This is a genomic window from Shinella lacus, assembly GCF_010994755.1.
Classification (GTDB): Bacteria; Pseudomonadota; Alphaproteobacteria; order Rhizobiales; family Rhizobiaceae; genus Shinella; species Shinella lacus.
This window is the reverse complement of the sequence record NZ_WHSB02000027.1, coordinates 21,441-34,062: the sequence shown is the minus strand read 5'-3', so window position 1 is coordinate 34,062 and position 12,622 is coordinate 21,441. Positions and strand designations below refer to the sequence as shown.

Below are 12,622 nucleotides of genomic sequence, written 5' to 3'. Positions count from 1 at the left end.
ACGCTGCAGCTGCTCTTCCCGATGTCGATGCCCAAGATAGAAATCTGCATGGCTCTGCTCCTTTCCCTTCAAGAAAAGGACATCATACTCGATGTCCTCGGAAGGGCGGGCCATCCCATAACCAACATGTAATTGCAGAATGCCCACTCGCGTGGAGCCTCTTTGACATCCCACCCGGTTGCTGCCTTAAACGACTCACGTTGCTCATGGAGTAGCGCGACTAGTGCGACCGGCACGTCGAACGAAGAGCGGACAAGATTTACCGCTGCATCGAAATTTTCGTCCGGCGCAGTGTCGAGAATCCCAAGATCCTTCAGAGCCGCACAGCGCTCGAGTTCCGCCAGGCCTATCGGGTATGTCACAGAACTCGAAAACTGGTGAAGCATTGCGGCTGCCTAGTTGTGGACTCTACGAAATCAATGACGGCGCCACCTTAATCAGCGGTGACCGAAAGGTTAAAAACGGTAAAAGAATGCATGCCGCGGGATAATCTGGGTTCGCCCTTTTCTTACGCGGCACTTTCAGCCCCTCACGCCGCCAGACGCTCTCAATCCGTTTGATGTTCACGATCAGCTATCCTGGTGCAGCATCGCGGCCAAGCGACGACAGCCAGAGTGGTAACAATGGACGAGCGAGCACGGCGATGTCAGCGGCCAATGACGCTACACGTGCCAAATCGACCCGTGAGCGCTCGCATTCAGCCGCTGCAACAAAACCCGGTTCTACGGGCAGTTCGCTTGCGCAATTGCGTATGGCGACCTGCCCCGCCTCAGAAAGGCACCATCGCCGGGTTCACCGGTGACCCTGCCGTCCTGCATCATGACCTTGCCGCGCAGCAGCGTCATTACCGGCCAACCAGTGACCGTCATTCCCTCATAAGGTGTGTAGTCGGAGCCATGGTGCATGATCTCCTGGCGGATCGTTTCCTTCCGGTTGGGATCCCATAATACGATGTCAGCGTCGAAGCCCGGGGCGATCGAGCCCTTCTGCGGATAGAGGCCGTAAATCCTGGCATGATTGGTGGAGGTCAGCGCGACGAATTCGTTGACAGTGATGCGTCCTTCCACCACGCCCTTGGAATAGAGGATCGGCATGCGGACCTCCACGCCCGGAATTCCGTTGGGCACCCAACGGAATGACGTCCGTGCCTTGTCGCTGTTTTTCCCCTCGCTGCCTTCGAAGTAATATGGACAGTGGTCAGATGAGAAAGTCTGGAACACACCCGTCCGGATACCTTCCCAGATTGCCTCCCAGCTATCCTTGTCGCGCGGCGGCGGCGAGCAAACATACTTGCCTCCGCTATCGTCCATGTTCAGGCCCTTGAGATCGTCGGCCGTCAGCGCGACATATTGCGTGCATGTCTCGGCGAGAATTCTGAGGCCTTTGTGCTGTGCCCAGCGAACCTGCTCCATCGGTTCGCGACCGGAGACGTGAACCACCATGATCGGTACGTCGGTCAGTTCAGCATGGCTGATGGCGCGGTGGGTCGCTTCGCGCTCCACCGATTGCGGCCGAGAGACCCCGTGATAATAGGGCGCTGTCTTGCCGGCCCGCTCCAGCCGCTCGGTCATGAAGCGGATCGCATCATAGCCCTCGCAGTGGACCATCACCAGAGCGCCGCAGGTGCGAGCGCTTTCGAAGACCTCCAGCAACTGGCGGTCGGTGAGCACAAGATCGTCATAGGTCATGAAGACCTTGAACGAGCTATAACCCTCGTCAACAAGCGAAGGAAGCTCCTGGCCGAGAACGCTGGGTGTGGGATCGCTGATGATCAGATGGAAGCCATAGTCTGCGAGCGCATTTCCGTCAGCCTCCCGATGATACTCCATGACGCTCGCCCGAAGACCGGCGCCGCGCGGCTGCAAGGCGAAGGGCAGGACGGTGGTATTGCCGCCGGCTATGGCGGAACGTGTCCCGCTTTCGAAGCCGTCGGCCATCTTAGGGCCACCGGAGGAGGGTTGGGCAAGGTGCACATGGCTGTCTATGCCGCCAGGCATGACCAGAAGACCGGACGCATCAATCTCCTTTGCTCCGGCTCCCAGTTTTTCACCGACCGAGACGATGCGCCCCGCTCGGATGCCGACTTCTGCTCGCACTGTATCGGCGGCGGTCACGACGGTTCCGCCCCTGATTACCAGATCAAACTCGTACATAATTGCTTATTCCATATTTTGGTATTTTGAGCTTCGTCGCAAAAAAACAGTGTCAGAGCATGACGTCGCCGCCATTGGGCGACAGTGTCTGGCCGACATAGTTTGAGCCGGCATCAGACGCCAGCAGCAGCGCAGTCGGGGCGACCTCGTCGACAGTGCCGAACCGCTTGATCGGCAACTGCGCCATCTTCATTGCGCGCCATTCGTCGCTCAGGCCCATGAGAAGCTCTGTCTCGACGGGCCCTGGCGCAATTGCGTTGACGAGTACGCCGCGAGGTGCCCCTTCGTAGGATAGCGCACGGGTGAACCCGACGATTCCCGCCTTAGCCGCGCAGTAATGCGCAAGGCCGGGTGCGCCCTTATAGGCAAGTTGCGAAGCTATGTTGATCACCCGTCCCCAGCGCCGTTCGAGCATGTCGCCGAAGAAGGAATGGGTGACCAGGAAGGTCCCTCGCAGGTGCACCGCGAGCATTCTGTCAAAGGTCGCCACGTCGAGATCCACGAACATGCAGTCGCCGCCGATACCGGCGCTGTTGACGACGATATCGACATGGCCCAGCGTTTCCGATGCAAATGCCGCCAGTCGCTTCACCGAACTTTCGTCGGCAACGTCACATTCAGTTCCGTGAACATGCAACCCTGTCGAACTTGTCTTTTCTAGAAGCTCCGCAGCGCCCTTGGCATCGCCATAGTGACAGAACGCGACCTTGGCGCCGTATTCGGCGAACAGTTCCACAATGGCACCGCCAATGCCGCGGCTGCCGCCCGTTACCAATGCGGTCTTCCCATCAAGCCGGAATGGATTTTTCAATTGCTTTTCCCTTCGAGATGTCCATTTTCTTCCGCGCAAAGCCATTTCGCATAGCTGCGGATACCGTCTTCGAGGCCGATGGCGGGAGAAAAACCAAGATCGCGCTCGATAGCGGAAATATCGAATCGCCCCTGAACGTCATCTACCGGATCCGAGCCCAGGCCGAGGCTGATCTCGGCGTTGGGCAGGAGCCGGGCGACCATGTCGCCGATCTCGCCGAGCGTGAAGTAGGTGCCGCCGGTAACCGTATAGGTACGGCGCGGCAGCCTAGGCGCATCGAGCGCCGTGACCAGCGCCCGAGCCGCATCATCCACATGGATGTATTGACGGGGAAAGTTTCGCCCGTAGGGTATGTGCGTCGATCTTCCGGCAAGCGCATCTTCGATCATTGTGCGGATAGCGCAGTCGGTGGTTCGACGCGGCCCGTAGACCCAGGAGATTCGTAGGCTCACCCCGTCCACCGCATATTGCTGAGCATAGGTCGAAACCAGTTGCTCGCCCGCTGCTTTGCTGGCCCCGTAGACGCTGGAGGGTCGCAGTGCCACATCCTCGGGCACGGGCTCCATCGCCGGTCCGCTTTCAGACGCCGTATTGCCGAATGCACTGGTCGAGGAACACAGGACAAACCGATCGACTGAATGGATGCGCGCGAGTTCGAGGACGTTCGCGGTACCGACGATGTTGACTTGAACCATGGCACTGGGATTTTCCCGCTGAACCATAGGCCCCGAAAATGCGCCGCAATGGATAATGCCACCGATGCTGCGGCCTGCCACGACCGCATGAAGACGATGCACGTCAGTGATATCGCAAACCGTGAGCGGCTTGCCGTCACCAGTGAGGCCGATCCTGTCAACGGCGATCACCTCGGTGCCTCGTGTTTCCAGCAGGGTGCGCACGGCATTTCCGATCAGCCCTGCCCCGCCGGTCACAAGGACTGCCTTCTCCACGTCACTCATCGCATTTCTCCCACCAGCATCCTCTCGGCACGTTCGCGCTGCACCTGGCTCTGCTCGATCGGCAGTTCGGCCTTCAGCAGCGTCTTGGTGTACTCTTCTTGAGGAGAGGCAAAGATCGTTTCCGTTGGGCCATATTCCAGGATCTTGCCGTGACGCATCACCGAAACGGCGTGAGCAAGTGAGCGCACCGAGTTCAGGTCGTGCGTAATGAAGAGGGCAGAGAGTCCCATTTCTGCTTGAAGGTCGCGCACAAGATCGATGATCTGGGCCCGCACACGGATATCGAGTGCCGTGGTAGGTTCGTCGAAGACCACGAAATCCGGACGGGTCGCCAGGGCGCGAGCGATGCCGACGCGCTTTTGCTCGCCCGCGGTCAATTCGTGCGGATAGGCATCGGCCAGTCGCACAGGTAGTTGCACCGCATCGAGCAGTTCGCGGATCCGCTTTGTTTTATTTACCGACCCGGCTGCCGACAAAAGCGCCAGCGGTTCGCCGATAAGGTTTGCGACGGACCAGCGTGGATTGAGCGCAACATACGGCTCCTGAAACACCATCTGGATGCGCCGACGGCGTTGCCGGAACTCGCGTTCGCTCATCCCGGTCAGATCCTCGCCGTCGAAGGTGACACGGCCGGCCGTGGTCGTCAGCAGGCGCACAAGGCATTGGCCAATGGTAGTCTTCCCCGAACCGGACTCGCCGACGAGTGCGAGGGTCTCGCCCCGGGCCAGCGAGAACGACACATCATCGACCGCACGCACGACCTCGTTGGTCCCGGGAATGGGGAAGTGCTTCACCAGATTGGACACGTCAAGCAAAGCGGTGCGCTTGACGTCTGGGGATGTCTCCCGGGCCTCACGGACGACAGGCGTCGGGCGAACCTTGGCGGCTTCAAGCAGTTCGGCGCTATAGGCTTGCGTCGGGCCCGAGAGAAACTTCCCCACTGGCCCGATCTCGACGATGCGTCCTTCGCGCATAATGGCGACCTTGTCGCAGAAATGCGCGACGATACCGAGATCGTGCGTGATTATAATCGCGCCGAGGCCAAGCTCGCGGCAACGGTTCACCAGCAGGTCGAGCACCTGCACCTGGATAGTGGCATCGAGTCCGAGCGTAGCGTCGTCTGCAAGAACGACCTGAGGGGACGTTATCATCGCCATGGCGATGACGACCCGCTGTGCCATGCCGCCGGAAAGCTCGTGCGGGTAAGCGCGGGCACGGCGTTCCGGATTGACGATGCCGACCTTGCTTAACATGTCGACGGCCTCGCGCCAAGCGGCCCGTTTCGATCCGCCACGATGCGCCCGCAGAACACGCACGATCTGCGATCCGACGGTTTCGACCGGGTCGAGTAGCGACTTGGCGTTTGTACCGATAAGCGCAAGGCGTCCGCCACGCAGGCGGCGTAGTTCATTGTCGTCCATACCGAGGATTGACTGGTTGTCCAGCAGCACGTCCCCAGCGGTGATGCGGCCGTTCTCGGATAGAAGGTTCATCAGCGCGCGCGCCAGCACGGACTTGCCCGAACCGGTTTCGCCCACGATGCCGAGGACCTCGTTTCGGTGGAGGCTGAAGGACACGTTATCGAGTGCAGGCTTGTCCGCCCCGTCGAACTTAACGCTAAGATCCCGGGCGACGAGCAAGGGCGCTTCCTGATTGGTAGATATGGTCATGGACATCAGCGCCTCCGGGCGGTTGGGTCTGCGACTTCGCGCGCGGCATCGCCGAGCAGGGCGAAGCACAGAACGGCGAGGACGATTGCGAGGCCGGGAAACAGGGCAACCCACCACACGCCGAGTATCATCTGTTGAGCGCCGATGCTGACCATCAGCCCCCACTCGGGTGTCGGCATACGCACGCCCGCGCCGACGAAGGAAAGCCCAGCCGTCAACAGGATGGCCATACCGATAGAGATCGAGATCTGGACAATCGCCGGCGTCATGGCGTTGGGCAAAATGTGGCGGAACATGATCGCCAGATCAGTCGCCCCGCTGCACCGGGCCGCGCTGATGAAGGGACGTTCGCGCAGCGACAGCACCTCGGCCCGGATAAGTCGGGCAAACATCGGAATGAACAGCACCGCAAGGACGATCGCCACGTTCCAGATTTCTTGACCCATTACCGAAACCAGGGCCATGCCCAGCACGAAGACGGGGAAAGATTGGATGAAGTCGAACAGGCGCATTACCGTGGCGCTCAGCAGACCACGGTAATAGCCGATCAGCAATCCGAGCGGCACCCCGATGGCGAAGGCAACGATGACGGCCGTTATCGAGATCAGCAGATTGATCCGCGTCGCGTAGACGATACGGGAAAAGATATCCATGCCCGACACGTCTGTGCCAAGCCAATGCGCAACCGATGGCGCTTCGAGCGAGGCGAACGGATCCGCCTCGATCGGCGAATAGGGAGCGATCATGGGGGCGAAGATGACAGCGATAATTTGCAGAGCAAGAATCGTCAGTCCAATGACCGCGCTTGGCCGCCGAAGGAACTCCAGCACAATTCCGTTGTTTTTCATTACACTTTGATCCTTGGATCCGCGAGCTCGTAGAGAATATCCACGACCAGATAGACGACGAGGATGAAGGCGGCAGCAACCAGGACGAAGCCCTGCAACGCGGCATAGTCGCTGTTGATCACCGCCTGCACGGCGTATTGGCCGAGGCCTCCCCAGGAGAAGATCGTTTCGACGAGAACCGCGGCACCTAACAGGAAACCGAACAGAAAGCCGACAAGGGTGATTATCGGCGGCAGACTGTTGCGCAGGGCACTGCGCACGATGGTACGCTCCGACAGGCCACAGGCACGCTGATGACGGATGAAATCACTTCGATAGGCGTCCGCGAAAACTGTCTTCGTCATCTTCATGAGCGCACCCGCATTGACGATGGCTAGCGTCAGAACCGGCAGGAGCAATCGACCCACCGCCGAAAAGAACGCGTTCAAATCTCCGGCAAGCAGGCTATCAATCGTGTAGAAGCCGGTCACAGTGGGCGGCGGCGTGACCAAGGCATCGACCCGCCCGAACGGAGCCGGTGCCCAGCCCAGCACGTAGAAGAAGAAGTATATGAGCAGCAAGCCGACCCAGAAATCGGGGATGGCGCCTGCAGCAAGTCCATAGACGCGACTGCCGTAGTCGATAGCTCCCTTGGGACGGATCACGGAAATCACCGCGAACGCCACGCCGATCAGTATCGTTAGAAGCATGGCGTAGGTGATGAGCTCCAGCGTGGCGGGCGCGCGCTCCAGAAGGTCCACGACGACCGGGTTCGAGGTGAAGGGTGAAACGCCGAGGTCGCCATGCATCACGTTGCCTGCATATTGCATGAACTGTTCGTAGACGCTGAGGTTGAGGCCCAGCTTTTCACGTAATGCGATGATCTGCTCTTCAGTCGCCATGTTGCCGAGCATCAGGAGAGCAGGATCCCCCGGAAGCAGCCGGACAAGCAAAAAAGTGACAAGCATCACGCCGAACATTTGCGGCACGATCATAATCAGGCGACCAGCGACAATTCTGAGGGGACGCGGAAGCACGCGCCAATACTGGATAAGGGGCATTTTCTCAAGCTCGCTAAGATGGGCCGTAGGCGAGGAGGCGACAGCCTCCCCGCGGCGACGCTAGTCCTTGTAAAAGTCGAACCAGCTGTTCGCATTAGGCGTGTACCAAGAGTAACCCTTCACGTTGCTACGCGTCGCGAGTTGGTAGCCCGGGTTCATCAGGAATATCCACGGCGCCGACTCGACCGTGATTTGCTGGACGCGACGCATGCCCTCGAGCCGCTTTTGCTCATCGATGCTGGTGAGGCTGGAATCGATCAGCTTATCGACTTCCTCGTTCTTGAAACGCGGATAGTTGATGAGTGACGCACTGTTGAGCCACAGATTGGCGACGTAGGCGGCGTCCGGGACGATCGCCATGTCACGGAAGAAGTACATTGGAATCTTGCCGTTACTATAGCGCTCAACCAGGGTCGACGCAGGCAGCTTCGACAAGGTGACATCGATACCGGCCTTGGCCAACGCACTCTTCAGAATGACGGCGATTTCTTCTTCGATCTGATCGCCGGTGCGATATCCAAGTTCGGTCTTGAAGCCTTGTGGATAGCCCGCCTCGACCAGAAGCGCCTTTGCCTTTTCCAGATCAGTCGAATACTGAAAATATTCCTCTGTGAAGCCAGGGTAGATTTCGGAGATCGGGCTTTTTGTCATACGCGCGGTATCGAAGTAGATTGCCTTCAAAATGCCGTCGCGGGGCACGAGGTAATTCAGCGCTTGGCGCACCTTCTCATTCGAGAAGGGCTCGATTTCGTTGTTCATTTCCACGCGGTGAATATAGTTTCCGAAGACTTTCCACACCTTTGCGCTAGGCATTTTCTCGACCAGCGAGAGCTCTCTGGGCAATAGATATTCGGCGACATCGACCGAGCCCGCCTGCAACGCCGCAACGCGGTTTGCGGACGTTGGCATCTCCCGGAAAATGACCTTCTTGAGACGGGGTTCGCCGCGATAGTACTTGTCGTTGGCCTCGTAAACGACTTCCTGGCCAGGCGTGTACTTGGTCACGCCGTACGGGCCGAACGAAGCAGAGTGGTTAGCAAGCCAAATCGAAGCCCACGGGTCTTCGTCGGTTACATGCTTCTTCACCTCGGCCGCATCGAGAATGCCGAGGTCGTTGTTGACCCAAATACGATCGATCAGCGGCGACGGATTGGGTATGGTAACCTTGACCGTATGTTCGTCGATTTTCGCGAAGGCCTGTTCGAAAGATTCAATCTTGAGAACCTGCGTCATGTACCAGCGGAAGTTCGCCTTCAGGTGCCAGCCACGCTCGAATGACCACATCACGTCGTCCGCGGTGAGCACATTGCCGACGGTGCTGACGGCATCCTTGCGCAGGTGGAAGGTAATCGACGTCTTGTCGTCCGAGACTACCCAGCTCTCGGCGAGCGCACCGACGATCTTGCTGAAATCTTCATAGACGATGCCGTCCTCGCCAGTCTTTGGCGCATAGGCAAGGAGCCGCTCATAAATGTTGCGGCGGGCCTCGTGGCCGGCCTCGGTCGGCGGATATTCCTGATCAAGCGACTCCGGCGTGCGGGGACCTGCGACAATCAGTGTAGTCGTGGCGTCCTGCGCAAAGACCGGCATCGAAGTTGCCGCCGCCGTCAAGGCGAAAATGGCGCCCACAGCCCCACTCACTGAAAAAAATGACTTACTCATAGTTCCTCCCAATTGCTTGCCGCGCAAGGCGATGGCGCGGCGACTATCCATTCCGGTGCAATACGCCCGAGCCATCCGAGGGGATCCCTTCCCTCCACGCAATCCGGGATTGCGGCAGCATTTCCGAAGCATCTAACTGCCTCTCCGCTCTCCTCGCCTTTGCAGAAGTTCCGATTGTGCTCTACATTGTGCACAATCAAATTGCTAAACCCCAAGACTCTTGTCAAGGCAAAAATGAAAGCCCAAACTTGAAACCCAAAGACGACAACGCCAGAACAGGGTAAGCCTCTGGTGCCAATAGATGTATCTGTGACGCCGAGAACCCGCCGGTAGAGAATTACAATGAACGAAACGAAGCCAATCGAGACGGATCCAGGCCCGGAGGACGGCGGCAGCACAGGGGATGGCAAGCTGCCTCTGTTGGAAAAGCTACGTGGAAGAACCGAAGGGGAAATCCGCCGGCGTATACTTCAGGCGATTTTCGAACAGCGACTTCCAGCCGGGGAGTCCATAACCGAAGAGCAACTTGCCGCTACTTTCGATGTCAGCAGGACCGTTATACGTCAGGCCGTGGCGAGACTGGCCCAGGACGGGATACTCGTAAAATCTCCGAACAAGGGCACGGCAGTCGCCTCGCCGAGCAGGAAGGAGGCGCGTGATATTCTTTTTGTGCGACGGCTGGTCGAACCGGAGATTGTACGGCTTCTGGCCTCGGCACCGCACCGGTTCGGACTGACCGAGTTAAGGAAGCACCTCGCAGAAGAAAATGAAGCTCGCCTTGCCGGTCAGCGTGGTACGCTGGTCCGCTTGACGGGGGAGTTCCATTTGCTGCTTGCAGAACTCTCGGGCAACCAGGTCCTGCTCAGACTTATGACTCAGTTGCAAACGCTGACTTGCCTTGCGGTCCTGCTGTATGCCGAGCATGACGAAGCATGCCCCCGAGACGAACACCTGCGCATTGTCGACGCTATTGCCGCAGGCGACGGAGGGACGGCAGCGCAGGAAATGCTCAACCATCTGACGCATGTCGAGAAGGATCTGAAGCTTGACAGGATGACACCGGAGTCGTCGTTCGGCGATGCAATGGGCTGGCTACGCGGAGTGCCCGACAACTGAGCTCGGCGACGTTAAGGGGTTCTGTCGCAAACTCGCCTTTGAAATGTGTGAAGCCAGGCGTGGGATGCGTTATGCGGCGAGGATCTCGAATTGTTCGGCAAGGGAGGGTGCCGGATTGTAGGCATACCTCGCCTGTCGTTTGCGCATCATATGAACCATCTCGATGCCGGAGAGGATGGTTGCGGCACTGGCCATCGACTTGAAACCGAGCATGGATCGGATCCGGTGCTTGATGCGTCGGTGATCCTGCTCGATACGGTTGTTGAGGTACCGGCTTTGCCGAATGCGGATCGGTTCCAGACACCGGGATTGGTCTTTGAACCCGCTCTCGCCATCACAGGCGACGATTGCCTGCCGGTTCGTCTGGCTGCCCTCGATGACAATCCGTTCAGGGCGGCCATGACGAGCCAGCGCTTTGCGAATGAAGCACTTGGCTGCAACCAGATCACGATGTTCGCTGAAGAAGAATTCGACCGTGTCGCCGACGCTGTCGATTGCGCGATAGAGGTATGTCCACCGACCGTGGACCTTGATGTATGTCTCATCGATATGCCACTTCCGGGTGACCGAACGCTTTCTGTGGTTGAAATGCTCGAAAAGAAGCGGCGAGAACCGAACCACCCAGCGATGAATCGTGGAATGGTCGATGCGGTTGCCACGTTCGGCCATCATTTCTTCCAGATCGCGCAGGCTCAGATTGTAGGCCAGATACCAGCGTACGCACAGCAGGATCACTGAACGATCGAAATGACGACCTGAAAACATGAGGCGCTCCCGCTCTTGAGGAGCAACATCCATACATTGATCCTCGTTGCAAATGAGTTTGCGACAGAGCCCGTTGTCCTGGCATGGGCCGATGGAAAAGATCGGGCACCATACTCACCGGGGTTCGGCCTAGAGGGAACGATCGTCATGTTCCCCCTCTCGCCGGAATTCGCGCTCATCGGGCTATTCGTGAAGCAGCCGCAAAACCGCAAATTCCGCCGTGATCAGGTCGCCGGCATGAACACGAGCATGGCGAAGAATGCCACAAAGCAGCTCCATGCCAGGGACGGTGAGTTCGAGCTCCACACTCGGACGGAGCCATACACCCGCGGTAAGGATCTCGCGGCAGCCTTGGGACGGCAGGCGAAGGCAAAGGCTCAGTAAGATGGAAAAGGAAAAAGAGCTGAAATTCGGTGACGACATCGTCGGCGCTCTCGACAACTGGGGAGAGAAAGCGCTGGTCCCAGTCTCTATAATCGCTGGCAAGCATCTTGAGGTCAGCCAAGTGAACAGGGAGAAGTTCAAAGACAACGACATCAGGCTTACCGAGGCGCACGCGTTCGCCTGGAGCGCCCTGGGAAATCTCATCTCGAGGAGCGCCGGCGCCAAGATCAAGGAGGATTCGGACGTCAGTCAGCGGCTCAACCTGATCTCTCACTTTCTGCAGAGCATCAATCTCTGCGAGGTGGCGGTGGTGGAGGGCCTATATCTCCAAGCTGCTACCCTTCGTATGCCTCCGCCGAAGGCCGTCTGCCCTGATTTGGTGATTGGCTTTAAGTCCATGCCTTATGTCATGCGCTACAATCATTTCCCCTATTGAGGTCTATTCCGCGGACGATCTTGGCCGTCGACGGGATTGGTCGGACGAAGAGAAGGTTCGGATCGTCGAAGAGAGCTTGCAAGGCTTTCGGCAGGGTTCAGTGACGGCGCGGCGATATGGATTGTCTCGGTCGTTGTTGACCCGTTGGCGTCGGGAATACCGGAGCGGGCTTCTGAGCGTTACCGCATCAACAAGCTTCGTGCCGCTTTCGATTTTGCCGCCGCCGGCATCTTCCGAGATGGCCGGTCCGCTCCGGTCGGACGGCGACAAGACGATCGAGATCGGCCTGCCGAACGGTCGTCGCCTGACGATCCCGGCCTCGCTTGATCCGAACATCCTTGCCGGCCTGTTGCCGGTCCTGGATGCGTCATGATCGCCTTTCCGGCCGGGGTGAAGGTGTGGATCGCGGGCGGCGTGACGGACATGCGTTGCGGCATGAACAGCCTAGCGCTGAAGGTGCAACAGGGTCTTGGCCGCGATCCTCATGGCGGTGAGGTCTTCTGCTTCCGGGGTCGCAAGGGTGATCTGATCAAGGTTTTGTGGCACGACGGGATCGGCATGTCGCTTTACCTGAAGCGGCTTGAGGCCGGAAAGTTCATCTGGCCGGTCAGCCAGAATAGCTCCGCCGTGCCAGTGTCGGCGGCGCAACTCGGCTATCTTCTGGAAGGGATCGACTGGCGCAATCCACGCTGGACGCAGCGACCTGCAACGGCAGGATAGTCGCCAACCGTTCCACTGTTTTTGTTGGGCTTTCTGTGGTTCCATGGTAGCTTTCGGC

Annotated in this window: 13 protein-coding genes and 1 pseudogene; 5 read left to right on the top strand and 9 right to left on the bottom strand. The window is 58.6% G+C overall.

Annotated features, from left to right (window positions below):
- Positions 1 to 504 precede the first annotated feature (504 nt).
- The 8 genes and pseudogenes from GB927_RS34545 to GB927_RS33295 all read right to left on the bottom strand — a co-directional run.
- Positions 505 to 611 (bottom strand): annotated as a pseudogene (locus GB927_RS34545) (IS3 family transposase); the annotation flags it as partial.
- A gap of 111 nt (positions 612 to 722) precedes the next feature.
- Complete coding sequence (hydA, locus tag GB927_RS33325; protein ID WP_256121450.1) at positions 723 to 2,153, bottom strand: dihydropyrimidinase; 1,431 nt, start codon at positions 2,151 to 2,153, stop codon at positions 723 to 725.
- A 52-nt stretch (positions 2,154 to 2,205) separates the two neighbouring features.
- Positions 2,206 to 2,964 carry an SDR family NAD(P)-dependent oxidoreductase gene (locus GB927_RS33320; protein ID WP_256121449.1) on the bottom strand — a complete coding sequence of 253 codons (759 nt, stop codon included), beginning with the start codon at positions 2,962 to 2,964 and terminating at the stop codon, positions 2,206 to 2,208.
- The gene (locus GB927_RS33315; protein ID WP_256121448.1) at positions 2,961 to 3,923 is read right to left on the bottom strand and encodes an NAD-dependent epimerase/dehydratase family protein; all 963 of its coding nucleotides are present in this window, start codon (positions 3,921 to 3,923) and stop codon (positions 2,961 to 2,963) included. Before GB927_RS33315 ends, GB927_RS33320 begins: the two co-directional genes overlap by 4 nt.
- Positions 3,920 to 5,599, bottom strand: coding sequence for a dipeptide ABC transporter ATP-binding protein (locus tag GB927_RS33310; protein ID WP_256121446.1), 1,680 nt, complete (start codon positions 5,597 to 5,599; stop codon positions 3,920 to 3,922). The genes GB927_RS33315 and GB927_RS33310 overlap by 4 nt, the downstream gene beginning before the upstream one ends.
- Positions 5,599 to 6,441, bottom strand: coding sequence for an ABC transporter permease (locus GB927_RS33305; protein ID WP_256121445.1), 843 nt, complete (start codon positions 6,439 to 6,441; stop codon positions 5,599 to 5,601). The genes GB927_RS33310 and GB927_RS33305 overlap by 1 nt, the downstream gene beginning before the upstream one ends.
- Positions 6,441 to 7,481, bottom strand: coding sequence for an ABC transporter permease (locus GB927_RS33300; RefSeq protein ID WP_256121444.1), 1,041 nt, complete (start codon positions 7,479 to 7,481; stop codon positions 6,441 to 6,443). The genes GB927_RS33305 and GB927_RS33300 overlap by 1 nt, the downstream gene beginning before the upstream one ends.
- Positions 7,482 to 7,541: 60 nt before the next feature.
- On the bottom strand, positions 7,542 to 9,143 hold the full coding sequence (locus GB927_RS33295) for an ABC transporter substrate-binding protein (RefSeq protein ID WP_256121443.1): 1,602 nt from the start codon (positions 9,141 to 9,143) through the stop codon (positions 7,542 to 7,544).
- 342 nt (positions 9,144 to 9,485) lie between these two features.
- Between GB927_RS33295 and GB927_RS33290 the strand changes: the two genes are divergently transcribed.
- A complete protein-coding gene (locus GB927_RS33290) occupies positions 9,486 to 10,259 on the top strand; it encodes a GntR family transcriptional regulator (RefSeq protein ID WP_256121442.1) in 774 nt (257 codons plus the stop codon).
- Positions 10,260 to 10,328: 69 nt separating this feature from the next.
- Here GB927_RS33290 and GB927_RS33285 read toward each other — a convergent pair whose 3' ends face one another.
- Complete coding sequence (locus tag GB927_RS33285) at positions 10,329 to 11,024, bottom strand: IS6 family transposase (protein ID WP_256121452.1); 696 nt, start codon at positions 11,022 to 11,024, stop codon at positions 10,329 to 10,331.
- A gap of 147 nt (positions 11,025 to 11,171) precedes the next feature.
- Between GB927_RS33285 and GB927_RS33280 the strand changes: the two genes are divergently transcribed.
- Genes GB927_RS33280 through tnpB form a run of 4 tightly spaced genes read left to right on the top strand, consistent with a single transcriptional unit; the run spans position 11,172 to position 12,564 of the window.
- A complete protein-coding gene (locus tag GB927_RS33280; RefSeq protein ID WP_256121441.1) occupies positions 11,172 to 11,408 on the top strand; it encodes a hypothetical protein in 237 nt (78 codons plus the stop codon).
- 1 nt (position 11,409) lies between these two features.
- The gene (locus tag GB927_RS33275; protein WP_256121440.1) at positions 11,410 to 11,844 is read left to right on the top strand and encodes a hypothetical protein; all 435 of its coding nucleotides are present in this window, start codon (positions 11,410 to 11,412) and stop codon (positions 11,842 to 11,844) included.
- Positions 11,813 to 12,217 carry an IS66-like element accessory protein TnpA gene (gene tnpA, locus GB927_RS34540; protein WP_423734667.1) on the top strand — a complete coding sequence of 135 codons (405 nt, stop codon included), beginning with the start codon at positions 11,813 to 11,815 and terminating at the stop codon, positions 12,215 to 12,217. The genes GB927_RS33275 and tnpA overlap by 32 nt, the downstream gene beginning before the upstream one ends.
- Positions 12,214 to 12,564 (top strand): IS66 family insertion sequence element accessory protein TnpB, encoded by a 351-nt coding sequence (gene tnpB / locus GB927_RS33260; RefSeq protein WP_062594513.1) that lies wholly within the window; start codon positions 12,214 to 12,216, stop codon positions 12,562 to 12,564. Before tnpA ends, tnpB begins: the two co-directional genes overlap by 4 nt.
- Positions 12,565 to 12,622 lie beyond the last annotated feature (58 nt).